The organism is Methylosinus sp. H3A (assembly GCF_015709455.1).
Classification (GTDB): Bacteria; Pseudomonadota; Alphaproteobacteria; order Rhizobiales; family Beijerinckiaceae; genus Methylosinus.
Genome location: NZ_JADNQW010000005.1, coordinates 1,188,638 through 1,206,980, shown reverse-complemented (window position 1 = coordinate 1,206,980; position 18,343 = coordinate 1,188,638). Strand labels below are relative to the sequence as shown.

The 18,343-nt window shown below is 65.5% G+C and carries 13 protein-coding genes; 8 read left to right on the top strand and 5 right to left on the bottom strand.

Features of this window, described 5'->3' with window-relative positions; translation table 11 throughout:
• Positions 1–296 precede the first annotated feature (296 nt).
• On the top strand, positions 297–1,316 hold the full coding sequence (locus tag IY145_RS08735) for a TorF family putative porin (RefSeq protein WP_196407854.1): 1,020 nt from the start codon (positions 297–299) through the stop codon (positions 1,314–1,316).
• A gap of 141 nt (positions 1,317–1,457) precedes the next feature.
• Here IY145_RS08735 and IY145_RS08730 read toward each other — a convergent pair whose 3' ends face one another.
• The 3 genes from IY145_RS08730 to IY145_RS08720 form a co-directional block, all read right to left on the bottom strand.
• Positions 1,458–2,393 carry a hypothetical protein gene (locus IY145_RS08730; protein WP_196407853.1) on the bottom strand — a complete coding sequence of 312 codons (936 nt, stop codon included), beginning with the start codon at positions 2,391–2,393 and terminating at the stop codon, positions 1,458–1,460.
• Between the two features lie 171 nt (positions 2,394–2,564).
• Positions 2,565–5,030: a YfhO family protein gene (locus tag IY145_RS08725; protein ID WP_196407852.1), complete on the bottom strand. Its 2,466-nt coding sequence runs from the start codon at positions 5,028–5,030 to the stop codon at positions 2,565–2,567.
• A gap of 145 nt (positions 5,031–5,175) precedes the next feature.
• Complete coding sequence (locus IY145_RS08720) at positions 5,176–5,886, bottom strand: aldolase/citrate lyase family protein (protein WP_196407851.1); 711 nt, start codon at positions 5,884–5,886, stop codon at positions 5,176–5,178.
• Positions 5,887–6,004: 118 nt separating this feature from the next.
• Between IY145_RS08720 and IY145_RS08715 the strand changes: the two genes are divergently transcribed.
• On the top strand, positions 6,005–7,201 hold the full coding sequence (locus IY145_RS08715) for a DUF2336 domain-containing protein (RefSeq protein ID WP_196407850.1): 1,197 nt from the start codon (positions 6,005–6,007) through the stop codon (positions 7,199–7,201).
• A 3-nt stretch (positions 7,202–7,204) separates the two neighbouring features.
• Here IY145_RS08715 and IY145_RS08710 read toward each other — a convergent pair whose 3' ends face one another.
• The gene (locus IY145_RS08710; RefSeq protein ID WP_196407849.1) at positions 7,205–7,996 is read right to left on the bottom strand and encodes an NAD kinase; all 792 of its coding nucleotides are present in this window, start codon (positions 7,994–7,996) and stop codon (positions 7,205–7,207) included.
• A gap of 476 nt (positions 7,997–8,472) precedes the next feature.
• On the opposite strand from IY145_RS08710, the gene IY145_RS08705 reads away from it, so the two are divergent.
• From IY145_RS08705 to IY145_RS08680, 6 genes are read left to right on the top strand one after another with little or no spacing between them, the layout of a single operon-like run.
• Positions 8,473–9,630, top strand: a complete 1,158-nt coding sequence (locus IY145_RS08705) for a glycosyltransferase (RefSeq protein WP_196407848.1) — start codon at positions 8,473–8,475, stop codon at positions 9,628–9,630.
• Positions 9,600–11,783 carry a tyrosine-protein kinase domain-containing protein gene (locus IY145_RS08700; RefSeq protein ID WP_210332642.1) on the top strand — a complete coding sequence of 728 codons (2,184 nt, stop codon included), beginning with the start codon at positions 9,600–9,602 and terminating at the stop codon, positions 11,781–11,783. The genes IY145_RS08705 and IY145_RS08700 overlap by 31 nt, the downstream gene beginning before the upstream one ends.
• A gap of 7 nt (positions 11,784–11,790) precedes the next feature.
• On the top strand, positions 11,791–13,221 hold the full coding sequence (locus IY145_RS08695; protein ID WP_196407846.1) for an O-antigen ligase: 1,431 nt from the start codon (positions 11,791–11,793) through the stop codon (positions 13,219–13,221).
• Positions 13,218–14,801, top strand: a complete 1,584-nt coding sequence (locus IY145_RS08690; protein WP_196407845.1) for a lipid II flippase MurJ — start codon at positions 13,218–13,220, stop codon at positions 14,799–14,801. Before IY145_RS08695 ends, IY145_RS08690 begins: the two co-directional genes overlap by 4 nt.
• Positions 14,798–15,814, top strand: a complete 1,017-nt coding sequence (locus IY145_RS08685) for a polysaccharide deacetylase family protein (protein ID WP_196407844.1) — start codon at positions 14,798–14,800, stop codon at positions 15,812–15,814. The genes IY145_RS08690 and IY145_RS08685 overlap by 4 nt, the downstream gene beginning before the upstream one ends.
• Positions 15,807–16,967: a glycosyltransferase gene (locus IY145_RS08680; RefSeq protein ID WP_196407843.1), complete on the top strand. Its 1,161-nt coding sequence runs from the start codon at positions 15,807–15,809 to the stop codon at positions 16,965–16,967. Before IY145_RS08685 ends, IY145_RS08680 begins: the two co-directional genes overlap by 8 nt.
• Here the strand turns inward: IY145_RS08680 and IY145_RS08675 are convergent.
• Positions 16,957–18,192: a hypothetical protein gene (locus IY145_RS08675; RefSeq protein ID WP_246721872.1), complete on the bottom strand. Its 1,236-nt coding sequence runs from the start codon at positions 18,190–18,192 to the stop codon at positions 16,957–16,959. The two genes, IY145_RS08680 and IY145_RS08675, sit on opposite strands and share 11 nt — an antisense overlap.
• Positions 18,193–18,343: the final 151 nt, after the last annotated feature.

The window sequence follows — 18,343 nt, the reverse complement described above, 5'->3', positions numbered from 1 at the left end:
GGCGCCTAAAAGCAAGGCGCCGGCGGCGGTCCATAGCAGCGTAATTCGCAATTCGTTTTTGTTCGGCTGTCGCGGGGGCGTGCGAGGGCGCGTCGTTCTTTGTCTCAATTCGACAAAATATGTTCGCTTCCCTACCCGGATTGTGACATTTTCGCCACTCCCGCCACAGAAAACGCGTCAAATTTCCGATTTTGCTCAAGCCGTACGCAATTGCTTCCCTGTTCCGCTTGAGTGCCTACGGGCTTTGTCGCAACAATCGCGACCAGGATGATTCCAGTATCGGGGAGCCTAAGCCTATGAAATCCGTCCTGTTTGCCGGCGTCGCTGCACTCGCTCTCATCTCGACGAGCGTCTGCGCCGCCGAAGATACGAAGACTATGAAGCATGAAGAGGCCAAGCCGCTGGTCGCTTGGCCCGAGCCCAACTTCGACGTTCTCGAGGCCGGCTTCGACTACGCCTATGGCGCGAAATTCATGTCGGACTACATCGTCCGCGGCATTTCGAACAGCGCCCATCGCCCGGCCGGCAGCGTCTATGAGGAGCTGCGTTACGGCTGGTTCTACACGGGCCTCGCCGCCACCAATGTGACGCTGCCCACGAGCCCGCTCGCCGAGATCGACATCACCGCCGGCATCCGCCCGACCTGGGGTCCGCTGACGCTGGACTTCGGCGCGATCTACTACGCCTATCCGAGCAACCACCAGCAGTGGTTCATCGGCGGCGCGATCCCGGTCACGACGTTCAAGAACTCCTACACCGCCCTGCCCACCACGGCTTTCGATCCGAGCTATGTCGAGATCTATTTCAAGCCGAGCTGGGCGGTGAACGACTATCTGACGCTCGGCGGCCAGATCGCCTATGCTCCGAACTGGAACAATTATAGCGCCCACGCGCTCTATTCGGAGATCAACGCCAAGGTCGTCCCCTTCGCCAACACCGATTATTCGGGGCTGTCGCTCTCGGGCGCCTTCGGCCACTACTACATCGGCAATTCGAGCCCGGCCTATGGCGGCAGCTATATCGATCCGGACTATGCCTTCCTGGCGACCGGCGTTCTGGGCACCAAGGGCTTCAAATTCGCCAGCTACAACACTTGGAACGTCGGCGCGTCCTATAATTGGAACGTGGTGACGCTCGATCTGCGCTACTACGACTCCAATCTGACCCGCGCGGGCTGCTTCCTCAACACCTCCGACCCGGCGGGCAATTTCGTGGCTTCGGTGAACACCATCACCGGCCAGAGCTCGTCGAGTTGGTGCGGCGCGCGCTTCGTCGCCTCGCTGTCCATCGACTTCAGCTCGGCGACATTCAAGTAAGGCCGTCGAACTCTTTACGACTTCCTTCCTGGAAACGGACCCGTGGCCACGCGGGTCCGTTTTTTGTGCGCTATTCGTCGGGCTCCAGATCGAAACGCCGTCCGTCTTCCGGCGCCCGTCGAAGCCGCCCGGAAACCCTTCTCACTGCGTCAAAATTTCGACGTCGCGATCCTGCGTCGAGGTCACTTTGAAGGTCGTCTGGAAGGTTTTGCCTTCGCGGCGGGCGATGGCGACATATTCGCCTTCCGCCAGCACCAGCGACGGAAAGGCGCCGATCAATTCGCGGATGACGTCGCCGCCCGGCGTCAGCACGGAGAAGGAGGTGTTGGCCAGCGCCTCGCCGCCCGGCGTTTTGACCAGCTTCAGCGTCATCGTCGCGGCGCGATGGCGCAGCGTGGCCTCGATCACCTTGCCGGCCGGCACGCGCAGATCGGCGGTGACGACCGAATTGGTCGTGTTATTGTCGCCCTGCGATCCTTGGCTCACGTCGAGCAGCGTCGAAACGACATGATAGGCGCCTTCGGGCAGGCTGATGATCTCGCCCGATCTGGCGTTGGCGAGCACCAGCTTCGCCTCGGAATTTCCGCGCTCCGGCACATAGATAGAGATCGCCAGCCGTTGCGCCGGAAGCTGCGTGTCGCCGAGCGTGTCGACGAGCTTCAGCGCGCCGGCGTTCAGCACCAGCTTCTCGCTGACATTGCGCCCCTCGATGACGACGCGGCGCGTCGCCCCCGCGAGGCCGAAGGCCGCATGCACGATATAGACGCCGTCCGGCAATGGCTCGGAAAAGCTCGCCTCACGCGATTCCGCGATCAGCTTGCGGGCGCCGTCCGGCTGCGCGGCGTCCTCGAAAATCCGCCACACGAGGCCGCTGCGGATCGCGCCCGAATCATTCTGCGTCAGCACAGCGGAGAGGCGCAGCGTGGAGACGGCGGCCGGCTTTTCCTCCTCCGCCGGGGCGGCGGCGGGCTTGGCCGCGCGGCTCTTTTGCTGGGCGGGCGGGGCGGCGGTCTGCGCCGCCCCGCAGCCGGCGCCGGCGACGAGCATCGCCAAGGTGACGAGGAGATGTGATTTCATGCGCCGCATCAAAGGGGCGGGCGCGAACGCCCGAATTTCGACGGTCTGGAGTCCTTCCCCGTTTCGTGGAAACAGGGAAAGACTGCAGACTTTTGTTTTGACGCGTTTCCAGCCGAACCGGCGACCGCTTCGGCTGGAAACGCTCTATTGTGACGTCCGCCGTCCGCCCTGTCACTCCTCCCGATGATCGAGCAGAGTGGAGGCGGCCGAGGCGAGATTGGCGAGGGAAAACGGCCGAAATAGGAATTCGACCCGATGGCGTCCCTTGGTCGTCGGCACGCCGCGGAACAGAATATTGGCCTTGACGATCGGCGCCGGCGCGCCGTCCACGCGCGCCTCCCAGCCGGGATAGTAGAGATCGTGGAGCACGAGCAGCCCGTCGCGATCCGATTCGACGTCCACGAGAATGCGCTCGCTCTCGTAAGAAACGATCGCCGCCTTGGCCTCCGGCCCGCCGGCGCGCGCCGGATCGGCGAGCGCGGGGTCGAGCCGCGGCAGATCCGCCTGATCGACGAGCGCCTCGCGCGTCCCGTCGAAATCGGGAATGTCGTCCTCGGCGATGGCGGCGTCGGAATCGACGCCTGCGATCCTGGTGGCGAAATAGGCGCGCGGCGCGGCGCGCCCGAGCTTATAGACATAGATCTGGTCGGAGACGAAGATCGGCGACGCATTGGGCCGCGGCATATGCCGCGGCATGCGCGCCAGCGGGCGGCCGAGCACCAGATAGTCGAGGCCCAGCAGCCGCGCGAGCTTGCATCTATAGCCGCGGAAGGTGCCCGGATAATGCCGCAGATTGGGGTCGACGGCGTTGTCGCCCGGCCCCACGGCGCGTTCATAATCGGCGATGCGCAGAGGATTATAGCCGAGCGTGTCCTCGAGGCCGAGAATCATGGAGGCGTTCTGCCAGCCGCCCGGCAGGCCGAGAATTTCGACGCGCGGGCGTTCGCCCTTGGCGGCGCGCTCGGAAATGTCCTTGCGCAGCGCGGCTATGGCGCCGCGTTCTTGCGGCGAGGCTTCGTCGAGGATCGAATAGCGCGTCGCCGGCTCGGCGTTCAGCGGATCGGCGGCATTGCGCCACAAGAGCTCGCCCGCCGTCGCGGCGACGAGGAGGATGGCGACGATCCCGCGCTTGTCGAGCTTGTCGCCGATGACGAGCGTCGCCGCCACCGCGCCCGCCGTAGCCAGCGCCGCCGCCACGGAGACCAGCGCCTCCTTGCCATGGCCATTGGCGAAGGAGAAGCCGAGCCCGCCGATGATCAGCGCGAGCGTGACGCCCACCCCTGCGGCGGAAAGCCCATGGGCGAGCGCGCGCGGCATTTTCTGAAAGGGCCGCGGCGCGCCGTGAACGACATAGCGATGCAGAAGATAGGCGGCGCTGAGCGCGAAGCCGGCGTTGAGCAGGAAGGCGGCGTCCGCCGGCCGGCGATAGAGCGACACGCCGGGGAAGAAATCGTAGAGCGGGGCGAAGAGCGGCGTCCAGCGGCCGAGCGTATAGATCAGCGCGGCGGCCAGCATGTAATGGACGAAGCGCATCTCCTTGGCGAAGATGCGTCCGCCCGCGAGCCCGTGCCAGAAGCCCAGAACGACGGGCGCGGCGCCGATGAAGAGATAGTCTATCGCGCGATCGGTCCAGTCCGGCGCGGCCATGGTGTCATAGCCGGGCCCCCAATAATTATAGCTCTTGTCGAGCGAGCCGAAGATATCCGGCGCGAGCAGCGTGACCAGATTGACCGGCGCGAGCGAGCCGGCGGCCGCGACGCCGAAGGCGATGCCCGGTCGGTTGGAGGTCGCCAGAAATTGCAGAGTGAGCAGCACCGGCGCGGCGAGGATCGCCCCGCCTGTCGCGGCCGCGGCCAGCAAAGCCGGCCAGCGGCCGAGCAGAAAGTCGAGCGGCCGGCGCGAGACGGCGGCGGCATAGAGCACGCGGGCGATGAGCACGAGGCAGAAGAGATAGGCCACCTGATCGCGCCCCAGCGCCATCAGGCTGGCGAGAATTCCGAAGCCGACGCCATAGAGCAGGCGCGGCCGCTCCAGCATGATCTCCAGCGTCAGCAGCGCGAGCGGAAAAAAGCTGTAGGAGATGATCATCCCCGTATGCTGAAGGCGCGAGGCGGCGACTCCGCCCAGCATGAAGATCAGCCCGGCGAGCACGGAGGCCGAGGGAATGAAGCCCCGCCGCGCGCAGAGCGCCAAGACGCCCGCGCCGCCCATCAGCAGATGCGCCAGCACGAAGAGATCGAATTCCTGCATCGTCGCGCCGGGACGCAGCAGCGCGAAGAGGAAGAATGTGGGCGTGAAGATCAGCGACTGCGGATCGGCGACGGAGGGGTGTCCGGCGAAATGATAGGGATTCCAGAGCGGCACGTCGCCGCGGCCCAGCGCCTCGCCGAGGAAGCGGAACATGGGATAGAAATGGTTCTTCGAATCCCAGGGCACCACCGCGCCGCTGGCGAGCCAAAGGCCCGCCGCGAGCGCCATGAAGAGGGCGATGGCCGCAAAGGCGGCGAGCGCGTCGCGCCGGGTCCAGATATGGGCGTGGGCGCCGTCGGGTCCGGCGAGCGCCCGTCGCGTCTCGACGAGCGCGAGCGGGGATTCCTCGGCGCCCAGGGCGCCGAGCGGGCGGTCGCTGATCGACATGTTCGAACCTGTCTCGACTGTCGCGAGCCGCCATTCGGCGCGCGCCCGCTGGCGGCGCCGCGCGACGGCCGCTCGCCATTTGCGTGGGACGCCTAAATTGATTTCGTCTTCATGAACTCATGATGAACGTTTGGGCGCCGCCCTTTTATAGCGCAGGCGCGACCTCGGCGAAAGTCTGGTTTATCGGTGGGATTTGTGCGCCATCCAAGGCCAGCTTGGCCGCAAAACCGTCGCGCCGCGCCGCGCGACATTCCCCGAACAACCCCTGTTCGTCGCCGAGATCGGCGAAAGGCCGGTCGATCGCCGCGACGCCGGCCGCCGCCGCGCCGAGCAGCAGGCCGGCGCGCGCCATGGCGAAGGGCGACGCCGGGCGCGTCGACGCGAGGCTCTCCGGCTCCGCCCCCAGCGCGCGGCGCAGCGGCTCGACATCGAAGGCGAGCGCCTCGAGGCGGGCGGAGGCGCCCCCATAGCTTCCGAGCGCGAAGACGGCCGCCGGGGTCTGCGTCGCCATGGCGATGATGCGCGTGGCGCCGTCCGCGCGGCCCCATTCGGCCTCCTGCACGGCGAGCTTGGCGGCAAGATGCTGCACGCTCGCGCCGCCGCAGGCCTCGGGCAGAAAGACGCCATCGGCTCCTGCCGCGACGACGGCCGAAAGATCGGCGTCGATCGCCGCGCTGGCGAGCGGCGTGACGCGCGCATAGAGGCGCAGTCCCGCCGGGCGCGGCAGCCGCAGCAGCGCGGCCGCCCGCTCGCGCGCCGGGGCGTCGCCGAGATCGAGCACGAGGGCGTCGGCGCCGCTCGCGAGCGCGGCGGCAAACGCCTCCTCGCACGGCGCGACGAGAAGAAACGAGCGCATCTTCGACTCTTCCACCATTCGCCGCCGTGATCTTAAGCGGGCATTTACCATAAGTCGCGATTCTGACCAGGATCGCGTCAAGTCCGGTCGAGCACATAGGGCGGAGCCCAGAGCGCCGATGATCGTAAGAAATTTTCTGCAATGGGCGCAAACCGCGCCGACCGCCCTCAGGGTGGAAGGCGCCGGCGCGCTGGCGAGAGCCTATCTCCACAGCGATCTCGACACCGCGATGAAACGCGAGACCGAGACCGCGCTCGCCGCGCTGCTCGACGATCCCTCGCCGCTGGTGCGCCGCGCTTTGGCGAAGGTCTTCGCGAGCTCGGCCGATGCGCCGCATTCGATCGTCTCGGCGCTCGCCAATGATCAATCGGACATCGCCGCCATGGTGCTCTCGCGCTCGCCGCTGCTCAGCGAGAGCGAGCTCATCGATTGCGCCGCCGTCGGCGACGTCTTCTCGCAGAGCGCGATAGCGCTGCGCGCCCATGTGCCGACCGGCCTCTCCTCGGCGATCGCGGAAATCGGCGCCTGCGAGGCGCTGATCTCGCTCGCCGTCAATCCCGGCGCCGAGCTGCCGGCCTTCGCCATGCGCCGCATGATCGAGCGCTTCGGCGACGATGCGCAATTGCGCGAGGCGCTGCTCGGCCGGCCCTTCCTGCCGGCGGCGGTGCGCGTCGATCTCGTCGAGGCGATGGCGGCGAGCCTCGCCTCTTTCGTGCTCGATCGCGATTGGCTGTCGCCCGAGCGCACGCGCCGCATCCTGCAGGAGGCGCGCGACAAGGCCAATATCGTCATCGCCGCCTCGGCCGACGAGTCCGAGGGCCGCAGAGGCGTGCGCATGCTGGTCGCGCATCTGCGCCGCAAGGCGCGACTGACGCCCAGCCTCGCGCTGCGGGCGCTGCTCTCGGGCAATCGCGCGCTGTTCGAGGCGACGCTGGCCGAATTGTCCGGCCTCGACGAGGAGAAGGTCGCCGGCCTGACGCGCGATTTCGACGGCGCGGGCTTCGCGGCGCTTTATGCGCGCGCCGGGATGCCGGCCAATCTTCTGCCGGCCTATCGCGCCGCGCTGGAGGCGCAGCGGGCATTTGGCTATGCGGGGGCGCCGTCCCGCGCGCGGCTGTCCTTGGCGATGGTGCAGCGCGTGCTGACCTCCTGCGACGAGATCAATTCCGGCGAGCTCGACCGGCTGATGGCGCTGCTGCGCCGCTTCGAGGCCGAGGCGCTGCGCGAGGACGCGCGCGAAGCAGCCGCCGCGCTGACGACGCCGCCATTCGTCGACATGGCGGCGCTGGAAGCGCAGCTGCTCGTGGCGGCGTGAGCGTCAATAGCCGAATTGCTCGCGCAATATGCGCTCCTCGAGCGAATGGCCGGCGTCGTGCAGGAGAATGAGATCGGTCCCGTGATCCATCTCGACGTCGACCTGCAGCGCGTCGCGGAATTCGTCATGATCGGCGACGACGGAGACCGGGCGCTTCTCTGCCTCCAGCACTTCCAGCCGCACTTTGGCGACATCCGGCAGCAGCGCGCCGCGCCAGCGCCGCGGGCGAAATGCGGAGATGGGCGTCAGCGCCATCAATGGCGCGTCCAGCGGTAGAATAGGGCCGTTGGCGGAGAGGTTGTAGGCGGTGGAGCCAGCGGGCGACGCCACCAGCACGCCATCGGTGATGAGCTCGGGCAGGCGCTCCTTGCCATTCACCAATATGCGCAGCTTGGCGATCTGCGAGCTCTGGCGCAGCAGCGAGACTTCATTGATCGCATGCGCGGCGAATTCGTCGCCATGCGTGTTGACGGCGCGCATCAGCAGCGGATGAATGATCGAAGGCTTGGATTCTGCGATGCGCTTGCGTAGCCCGCTCTCGCGATATTCGTTCATCAGAAAGCCGACCGAGCCGCGGTTCATCCCATAGATCGGCTTGCCGGCGCCCATGAAGCGATGCAGCGTGCGCAGCATGAGCCCGTCGCCGCCGAGAGCGACGATGCAATCGGCCTCCTCCGGCGGAACCTCGCCATATTTGGCGACGAGCCGGGCCCTCGACTGGTCGGCCTCCGACGTTCCAGAGGAGAGAAAGGCGAGTCTCTTGTAATTATTCGGCGTCTCGCCGGACTCGGACATGGATCGACCTGGCTCGGCGCCGCCGAAGGCGGGGCGTCTCCTCGGGGCGACTTCCATACACCCGCCGAAGTCGGAAGGAAACGGGAGGCGAACCCGCAGCGCGGCGGCAATCGGGTGAAGAAATAGACGACCAGACGCATTCGAGCCGAAACGGCCGAACCCCTCCGCTTCGAAGCGACGGGGCTCGCAATGGAGGCGAGCGGCGCAGCCTTCGAGGGGCGATCAGCCGTGTTGCTATTCTATTTCAAATATATGCGGGGCCGACGACCGGAGTTAACTAAGGCCCGCAAAAATACTTTACTAGAACATGAGTTAAATTGTACAAAAAAACCAGCAAGCGAAGGAATTCTTCTTTTCCACGAGCCGGCGGACAGGCTCGACGATCGCGCATTGTTAAATTCGTAGCGACCTCTCCCTCGTCGATCTGGCTATCCTGTTCGATCGACGAACGAGAACGACAAAGGAAGCGCTTTAAAATGCGCGTCGCAGTGGTGCATGATTGGCTCTATGTCGTAGGCGGCGCCGAACGCGTGCTTTGCGAAATCTTGCAGTGCTACCCGCAGGCGGATGTTTTTTCACTCTTCGACGTTCTCACGCCTCGCGACCGCGCCTTCATCGGCATCGATCACACGACGACGAGCTTCCTGCAAAAAGCGCCTTTCATCGGCACGCATCATCGTTGGTATCTCCCTTTGATGCCCTTGGCGATCGAGCAATTCGATCTGTCGTCTTACGACCTCGTCATCTCGAGCAGCTTCGCCACGGCGAAAGGCGTGCTGACAGGGCCCGATCAGATTCACATTTCTTATGTGCATTCGCCGATGCGATACGCATGGGACATGCAGCACGCCTATTTGCGCGACAATGGCTTTACGAGCGGGATCAAGGGAGTCGTCGCCCGCGGCTTGCTTCATTACATGCGTCTTTGGGACACGCGAACGGCCGATGGGCCGGATGTCCTCATCGCCAATTCGCAATTCGTCGCGAGACGGATAAAGAAAATATATGGCCGCGACTCGCAGGTCATTTATCCGCCGGTGTCGCTCGGCCAGTGCGGCGACGTCACGCGCCGTTCCTACTTCGTCACGGCAAGTCGACTCGTGCCGTACAAAAACGTGGACGCGATCGTCGAGGCGTTCGCCGAGCTGAAAGATCTTCGACTGATCGTCGCGGGCGACGGTCCCGACGCCGCGCGGCTGCGCAAGTCCGCGACCGCGAACGTCGCCTTCGAAGGATTCGTGAGCGACGAGCGGCTTCGCTATCTGATGGCCTCTTCGCGCGCTTTCATTTTCGGCGCCGAGGAGGATTTCGGAATCGTGGTGGTGGAAGCCATGTCGGAGGGCGCGCCCGTGCTGGCGCTCAACCGCGGCGGCGCCCGCGAGACGGTGTCCGCCGAGACGTCTCGCTCGGGAATGTTCTTCGCGAATGCTACGCCGGGAGAAATCGCCGACTGTATCCGCAGTTTCATCGAGCAGGAGGATCAATTCTCCCGCGCAGACTGCCGCAAGCAAGCCCAGAAATTTTCGGCGGAGCGCTTTCGACGAGAGTTCAAAGACCTCGTCGATCGAACGATCGAGCATCGCGGGCGTGGCGCGGACATGAATTGGGCGCCGACATGGCCTATGACAATCTAGACGCCGCCATTGCCGATCTCCCGCCGAAGCGCGCCGCGGGCGCGCCGGAGCGGAGTCTTCTCGCCGCTCTATGGCGACGCAGGGCGATCTTCGCCGCGGTTTTCGTCGCGATTGTCGGCGTTGTCGTCGCGGCGCTCGTCGTTTTGCCGGTTCAATACATGGCCACCGGGTCATTGATCGTCGCCGAGCAGGAGCCCGGCGACAATAATTCCTCCGCGGTCTGGGCTCAGAAAGTCGGCGATCCTGCGGACATGGAGAGCCAGCTTCTCATCATCGGCTCATCCCGCGTGATGAAGGCGGCGTTGGCCGCTCCCGGCATTTTCGAATATGCGATGCAGGATTGCTCGGCGAGCAAGGGCGTCGTCGCTCTGTCGGAGATATTCGGTCGCCGATCCATCTGTGAAAAAATAGAAAGCGATCACGATTCGCTGATCGAATTCGTCCGGCCGCGCTATTCGATCGGCAATGTCGGACGCTCGCGCGTCATCGGGGTCTCCTATCAGTCCACGCGGCCGGACATTGCGAAAAAAATGGCCGATGCGTTGATCAGCGCTTTCCTCGACGATCAACGCGAAACCCTATCGTCGGGACGCCGCAACGCCGCCGCCTGGCTGTGGGCGGAGGTGCGTCGTCTCGAAAGCGAATTGCGCGACGACGACGCCAAGATTCAAGAATATAAGCGCAAGAAGGGTCTCGCGCGCGGAACCAATGCGCTGATCGACTCGGAGCGTCTGACCAGCGTCACGCAGCAACTTTCGGCGGCCGAGGCCACACGGGCGGAGGCTGCGGCGCGCCTCAAAGAGATCACCGCGAACAAGGGGAAAGGACTGGCCGATTCGCCCGCCGTATTGGTCAGCCGCAGCGTCTTGGATCTCAAGCAGCAGCTCACTCTGGTCGAGGTTCGGCTCGCGTCCTCGAGGAGCACGCTCGGGGACCGGCATCCCGCCCTGCAGGAGTTGGAGCGCGAGCGCGATATGGTGCAGCGCCGCTTGGCCGCCGAAATCGCCGGCGTGGCGGCCGGCGCCAAGAGGAATTACGAAGCGGCCAATTCGCTCGTCGCCTCGCTGAAGGCGAAGGTCGAAGCCGCCAAGGCCGATGTCGGCGACGCGATGATCGATCAGGGCTCGATCGAGACTCTCGTGCATGGCGTCGACCTCAAACGGCGTCAATATTCGGAGCTCTACAAGCGCGCCAGCGAGCTCGACGCCGATCGGCGCGTGCTGAATGGAAGCACGCGCCTCGTCGGCATGGCCGAGCTGCCCAATCAGCCGTTTTTCCCCAAGCGGCTGCCGTTTCTGGCGGCGGGATTGACGCTCGCCACGCTGCTCGGCGCGACGGCGGCGATATTGCGCGATCGCTTCGACAAGAGTCTGCGGAGCTCGGCCGAGCTCGCCGCCTCCGGCGGGGAAGAGCTCTGCGTCGAGCTGCCGCGTCTGCGCGGTGGCGCGTCCAGGAAAGCATTCGGCCTGCTCGAGCCGCGAAAGCCGAACCTTCCATTGCAGATCGCCTTGCAATACGCCGAGCGCGACGACGTTCTGCAGCGCGCGCTGTTCGAAATCTACTCGCGCGCTCGCCTCGGCGACGCGCAGGGATTTCGCGTCATCGCCGTGACGTCGCCGCTCCGCGGCGACGGCAAGACCTTTCTGACGCTGGCCTTCGCGCATTTCGCGGCGGCGATGGGGCATCGCGCGCTCGTCGTCGAATGCGATCTCGCCGATCCCGCTTTCGAAAACGCGCTCGGCCTGGAGCCGGGGCCCGGCCTGCTCGAGGCGTTGGATGCGACGGCCGCTCTGCGCGACTGCATGACGAGGACCGCATCGCGAAAGCTCGACGCCTTGCCTGTCGGCGCTGCGCGCAAAGCGACGCCGCCGCAGATCGGCAAGCGCATCGGGACTGTCTTGAAGGCGACGCGCGACTATGATCTCGTGCTGCTCGATTGCCCATCCGCCGAGACATTGGACGCGCGCCTTCTGGTCCGTCACGCGGATGCGATCCTGCTCTGCGCGCGCGCCGGACAGTGTACGGCGGAGGAAGCGCTGGCGGCGACGGAGGGGCTCAGAGCATCGGGAGGGCGGCTTCTCGGCCTGGCTGTCAACATGGTCGAGCGCGACGAGCCGGCTTTCCTGAGGCGCTTTCCACATATTGCGGCGTGAGGGAGCGATGGCGAGCTTTCCGGGCGCGAGAATCGAGGGCGGGCTCCGCCGCGAGTCTGCATCGGGCTCGCGACAATATTTGCCGGGCTGGGCGGCGGCGCTCGCGACGCTGCTGATATTCGCCGCGCTCGGTCCGTTCATCGGCTCCACTGCGCGCGCGCTGTTCGTGCTCGCTTGCGCGAGCGTGGGGTGGTGGGCCTGGCGGCGCGGACCGGCGGCGCATGTCGGCGCAGCGTTGCTCTTGCTCCTCTTCACGCCATTCGTCAGGCGGCTGGTCGATCTTCGCCTCGGCTATGATACGAGCAGCCTCATGCTGGTTGGGCCGCTGGCTTGTCTCATGGCGCCTCTCTATCACCTTCTCGAGCCGATGGCCTCGCCGGGTCGTATGCGCCGCATGGGCCCGTTGTTCATCGTCATCGGCTGCGTCGTCTATGCGATGATCCTCACAATGTTCAAAGGCGAGTGGCTGAGCGCCGCGCGCGATACGGTGAAGTGGATCGCTCCTCTGCTCTATGCGATGCTGCTCGCCGACGCCGCCGACATGGACGAGGTTCTTACGGCGGTCACCAATGTCTTCGCGATCACATTGCCGATCATCGGCCTGTATGGCGTCTTCCAATATGTCGATCCGCTCGCTTGGGATCGCTTCTGGATGCAAAATGCGCCGATCACCTCTATCGGCCAGCCGCTGCCCTACAGCGTGCGCGTTTTCAGCACGATGAACGCTCCCGCGGGCTTTGCGACCTTCACCGCGACAGGGCTTCTGCTCGTCTGGTTTCGCAAGAGCGACTGGCTGTCCCAGATCGCCACCGCGCCCGCAGCGCTCGCGCTGTCCCTCTCGCTCTATCGCACGGCCTGGATCTCTCTGATCGTGGCCATGCTGTTCTGCGCTCTGTTCCGCCCGACGCGCGGACGCTCCTTCATGATGATGTTCGGCGTTTGCGCGGCGACGATCGTCGCGCTGACATCGACGCAATTCGGCGAGTCGATCGGCGCGAGGCTGGCGTCCTTCTCGGAGGGCAGTCGCGATGGAAGCGCGCGGGAGCGGCTCGATCAATACGCCGCCTTGTGGAACCTCTCCGACAGCTCGCTGTTCGGCGCCGGCTTCACGACCGTCGACACCGGCGTCGCAGGCGCGCAGGCCGTCGACGGGATGATCATCTCCTGCTGGCAATCCATGGGAATCGTCTTCGGCCTCCTTTGTCTTTTCGCGCTCGTGTGGGTCGCGGTCTCGGCGATCGTCGGAGCGTGGAGCGACGCACGCTCGGAAAAGGTCATTCTCGGCGCATTCGGAGTCTTTTTCATCGTGCAATTGCCGCTCGCGGGGATAGGGGCCGGCGAGGTCGGCTTCCTGTTCTGGACGTTCATGGCTCTCGCTCTGGCCTCCTTCCCCGCGCCGGGCCCCCGCCCGAGCGCAGAACATCGACTGCGACGATGAGCTGGACGCAGCGCCTTCGCGACGCCGCGCTCGTCGCGCCGCGCCTTCCGCATTCTGCCGCGGCTCCCGCGCGAGTCGCTTCGCCTCGCAAAATGGCCGTGCTGTTGATGCTCGGCGCGCTCGCCAGCAAGATTCTCGGCTTCGCGCGCGAAATATTGATGGCCCAGGTGCTGGGGGCGTCGCTGCTCGCCGACGGCTACAGGGGCGCGGTCACGGTGATCTTGCTGCCATTGTGCTTCCTGCAGAACGAGAGCGCGCCCGCCATTCTCATCCCCATGCTTCAGCGGGCGCAAAGGGAGGGAAACGCGCCTCGCCTGCTCGCCTCGCTCTGCTGCGCGCTGACGCTCGCCGCATTCGCGGTGATGCTCGGCGTGCAAGCGCTCGGCGCCTGGTGGATCGATGTGATGCTCAGCGGCTTTTCTCCAGAGGGCAAGGCGCTGACGCTGAGCTATGTTCGCATCATGAGCTGGGCGATGCCGGCCTCGGTGCTGCTGAACACTCTGGCGGCGGGCGAGATCGCGCTCGGAGAGACGCGGCTCTCCAATCTGCGCGCGGGCCTGCTGAATCTGTCGATGATCATCGGTCTGGCGCTCTATTCCGTCATCGGCTGGTTCGGCGCGCTCGCCTGGCCCTTTACGCTCTCCTTCAACGCTTTGGCGCTGTTCGGCCTCTGGCTCCGCTATCGGGAGCAGACGCTGGACCCCGGCGGTCTGCGCCCTGCGGCGATATTTGCGGCGGGTCGCGAGTTCGTTTGGCGCCTGCGACCGCTCCTCGCGCTGCCCTTCGCCGAGCAGGCGCAGGTCTGGGTCGAGCGCCTGGCGGCGTCGCGAAATGTCACCGGCGCGGTGGCCTCGCTCGATTATTCGCGCACGCTCTCGGACACGGCGTCGCTGCTGATCAGCCAACCCGTCGGGCTCGCCTATATGTCGAGCTATCGCAATGACGAGAGCCATCATCAGATCGAAGGCATCGTTCGCCTCATCCTCGCCGTTACGGTTCCGGCCTCGGCCTTCGTCTATGTGTTCGCGCCGGATATCGTTCGGCTGGTGTTTTTCCGCGGCGCATTCTCGGAGACCGGACTTCTGCTCACGAGCTCCGCGCTGCAGGGCGTCTCCATAGGCCTTTGGGCTTCGACGCTCGGGTGGATTCTCGTGCGGCGTCTCAATAGCGAGGGCCGCAACGGGCGGGTGACCTTGATCGTCGTCGGCGCCTATCTCGTCAATATCGCTCTCAATGCGATCGGCGCCTGGCTCGCGCCGCCTCTGGGCCTCGGCCTGCTGCTGATCGGCCTCGGTGAGAGCGCGCGCAGCCTCACTCTGCTCGTCGGCGCGACATGGGCGCTGCCGAACCGGCGGCGCATCCTCTCCCTGACATGCATAGCCGCGGGGTCCGGCGCCGGCATGCTGATCGTGGGGCGGCTGATCGAGGCGCAAGCGAGCGCTTCGGCGTCGCGATTATTCGCTGGCGGAGTCGCCTGCGCGTTCTGGACTCTGGTCGGGGCTTTCGTCCTCCTGCCGGATTTGCGTCGACTGTGTGTTTCGAAATTGCGGATTTTGCTCGCCAGAGGGGAACGACCATGAGTCTCGCGTCGACCTTGACGGAGGTCTTGCCGATAGAAGCTCTGCTACGGCCGATCGGGGCGCTCTTCGACGCCGCGAGCGGCGCGCGGGGCTGCCTGTTCACCTTTCACCGTGCTGCGCCGAGCGCGCTCTGGGAGCGATTGCCCAATCGCAATTTCTATCTCGATCTCGCCTATCTCGATCGCCTGCTCGGCTATTTGAAGGCGCATGCCTGGTCGATCGTGACCATGGAAGAGGCGATCGACCGCGCCCGCGCCGGTCGGTCCGGCGACCGCTTTGCGAATTTTTCCGTCGACGATTGCTACCGCGACACATTCGAGGAGGTCGTCCCGCTGTTCCGCGAGCATGGGGCCCCGGTGACGCTGTTCGTGACCACCGGAATTCCCGATGCGACCATGTCCATGTGGAATGCGGGCCTCGAAGACATCATCTTGCGCAAGGACCGCGTCATTCTCGACGGGACGACGGCGGATGTCTCGAGCAGGCTCGACAAGCGCCGCCTCTATGCGTCGCTCGAGCAGAGCTGGGACGGGCCGCGCGCCGGCGCGCGCTATTCCGCGTTTTGCGCAGAGAATGGTTTCGACGAGACGGCGCTTCACGAGAAGCACGCCATCTCATGGGCGATGCTGGAGACGTTGGCGCGCGATCCGCTCGTCGAGATCGGCGCGCATACGGTCGGTCATCCGCGCGTGTCGGCGCTCGCCGAGCAAGAGGCGCTCGCCGAGCTCGTCGCCTGTCGCCGGCGGCTCGGCGAGAGGCTCGACCGAGACATTCGACATTTCGCCTTTCCCTTCGGCCGCTCCGGCGACGCCGGCCCGCGCGATTTCGCGCTCGCGCGGCGGGCGGGCTTCGCCTCCGCGGCCACGACGCGCAAGGGCGTCATGCGGCGGCGGAGCGATCTGTTCAGCCTGCCGCGCAACACGCTGAACGGCGGAGCGCGAAGCCTGGCGATGGCCGAAATGCATTTGACCGGCGTCTCCGGTCTGGTCGCGAGGATGCTCGGCCGTGTCTGATCTCGGCAATCCCGTCTCCTCTCCGCTGCGCGTCGTTTCGGTCGCGCATTCCGCCGTCGGCCAGAAGGGCGGGCGCCAGCGCTACACGCCTTTGCTGTGCCAGAGCGACCTCGACCTGCATCTCGTCGCGCCCGCGAATTGGCGCGAATTCGGCCGCTCGATTTCCGGGGAGCCCGCCGCCGATCCGGCGTTGCAGCTGCATCTGTCGCCGATCCTGCTGCCGAGCGCGGGGCCGTTGAACTGGTATCTCCATTTTTATCCGCACCTCCCGCGCCTGCTGCGCAAGCTGCGGCCGCATGTGATCCATCTTTGGGAGGAGCCCTGGAGCATAGTGGCGCTGCAAGCTGCGCTGCTGAAGCGAGACGCGGCTCTGGTTCTCGAGGTCGACCAGAATATTCTCAAGACATTGCCGCCGCCGTTCGAATCGATCCGTCGCTTCGTGCTGAAGAAATGCGCGCTTATTCTCGCGCGAAGCCCGGACGCGGAGGCTGTCGTCCGGGCGGGCGGCTATGAGGGCCCGGTCACGATGATCGGATATGGCGTGGATCAGGATTGCTTTCGGCCCGATGGAGTCGCGGCGCGGCAGGGCCGAGGCCTGCGCATCGGCTATGTGGGCCGGTTGGTCGAGGAGAAAGGGCTCGACGATGTGCTCGACGCTCTGGCGCAGGCGCGGTCGTTGGTCAGTCTCGGCCTGATCGGCGCGGGCCCTCACGCGGGCGCGTTGCGCGCGCGCGCCGAGCGCCTGGGGTTGAGCGAAAACGTGTATTTTCGCGATTGGGCGGCGCCGCAGGAGCTTGCCGAGCTCATGCGCGGATTGGACGCGCTGATTTTGTTCACGCGCACCACGCCGCGCGTCAGGGAGCAGTTCGGCCGCGTCATCATAGAGGCGCAGAGCTGCGGCGTGCCGGTGATCGGCTCGAGTTGCGGCGCGATACCCGCCGTCGTGGGGAAGGGTGGATGGATCGTGGCCGAGCGCGACAGCGCGGCGCTGGCGCGCTTGCTCGACGACATCGCCGCCGGCCGGGAGGATCTGCGCGCGAAGTCGCAGGCGGCTCTGGACAATGTCGTCACGCGCTTCACCTATGACGAGGTCGCGGGCACTTTGCGGCGAGCCTGGTTCGAGGCTCATGGCCGCGCGTCGATCACGGCTTAGGGCGTGGGACGTAAGCCATGTAAGTCTCGCCCGGCTGCAGCTCGGCGAAGCGATGCGCGCCGCCCGTCACGGAGACGCTTCGGCGCCGCCCGTCCCATCCCCAGAGCTCCGCCGTGACGGCCCATGACGGCAGTCGGATCGTCCAAGCGGAGCCGGGCGCGTCGGTCCAGCCTTCGAGATCGTGCCACACGAATAATTGTCCGCTGGGGCCTTCCAGCGTCAGCAGCCCTTTTTGATGGTCTATGGAGGTGAAATGCATCGAGCCGGCGAGTTGGAGCGCGTTGCGCAAGACGATCGCCCGCGCCTCTGGTCGCCACGGATCGGCGGCGGTCGCCATCGCATAGCTCGGCCCCTCGATCTTGCCCGTGTCGGCGAGGTTCCAGGGCATGGCGAAAACCGTGGCGGAACTGCGCCCGTCGGCATGCACGACGGACATTTCGTCCCAAAAAGCAGTCAGAAACAGTCGCGCGGCAATGTCGGCGCGCGCCCAGCCTTCCGATTTGGAAATATTATATTCGGTCGCGTAGAAATTAATGTCGCGTTCGACGCTCATCGCTTTCTTGACGCGGTCGAAACAGCCCTGCGCCGAGAATTGCCGACCCTTGGTCAAAGGATACCAGCGAAAATTGTAATAGGTGTGCAGATCGATCCCGTCGAGACGGCCGTCCTTCAGCAGCGGAGCGATGGCAGGCCCATAGCCGCGCAGCGTCGCGTCGCCCTGCGAATTGCATGTGGCGAATCCGCCGGGAACGACCTTCAGATTGGGATCGACGCGGTGGACGCCGTCGGCGAGCCCTTCGAGCGCTCTGCGGTAATCGTCGCGCGGAATGGTCGCCTGCACGTCCGGCTCGTTGATGGCGGTGAAGATGGTGACGCCCCATCCCGTCACATGATTGGCTTTCGCCCAATCGCCGCCGGGCTGGAATCGCTTGGCGTAGGCGACGCCGGCGGCGAACCAATCCTCATAAGAGCCGATCGGCTGCGGCGGATCGAGAAATTGATACGAGCCCTCATATTCGAGCAGAATGACCGGCGTGATTCCGTGCTCATAGGCCTCGCGCATGGCGGCGTCGAAATCGGTCGGCGTCGGCTTGCGGTCGAGCGTGCGCCAGCCGTAGGAATCCATTCGACCGAGCGTCGCGCCGACCCCGCGCAATGCGGCGTACATCGGCGCCGAGGGCGCGCCGGGCGTGTGGGTCACGAGATTGCCGCCGCCGATGCGCATTCGCAAAGGCGCATTAACCGAAGATGGATAGACGCAAGGCGCATTCGCGCAAGGCGCAATAGGCTGAGGAGGCCTATCATCGCAGAGGGCGGACGACGCGAATAGAAGCGTCAGGCGCGCGATTCTCGCGAATATTCGCATCATGGACGTG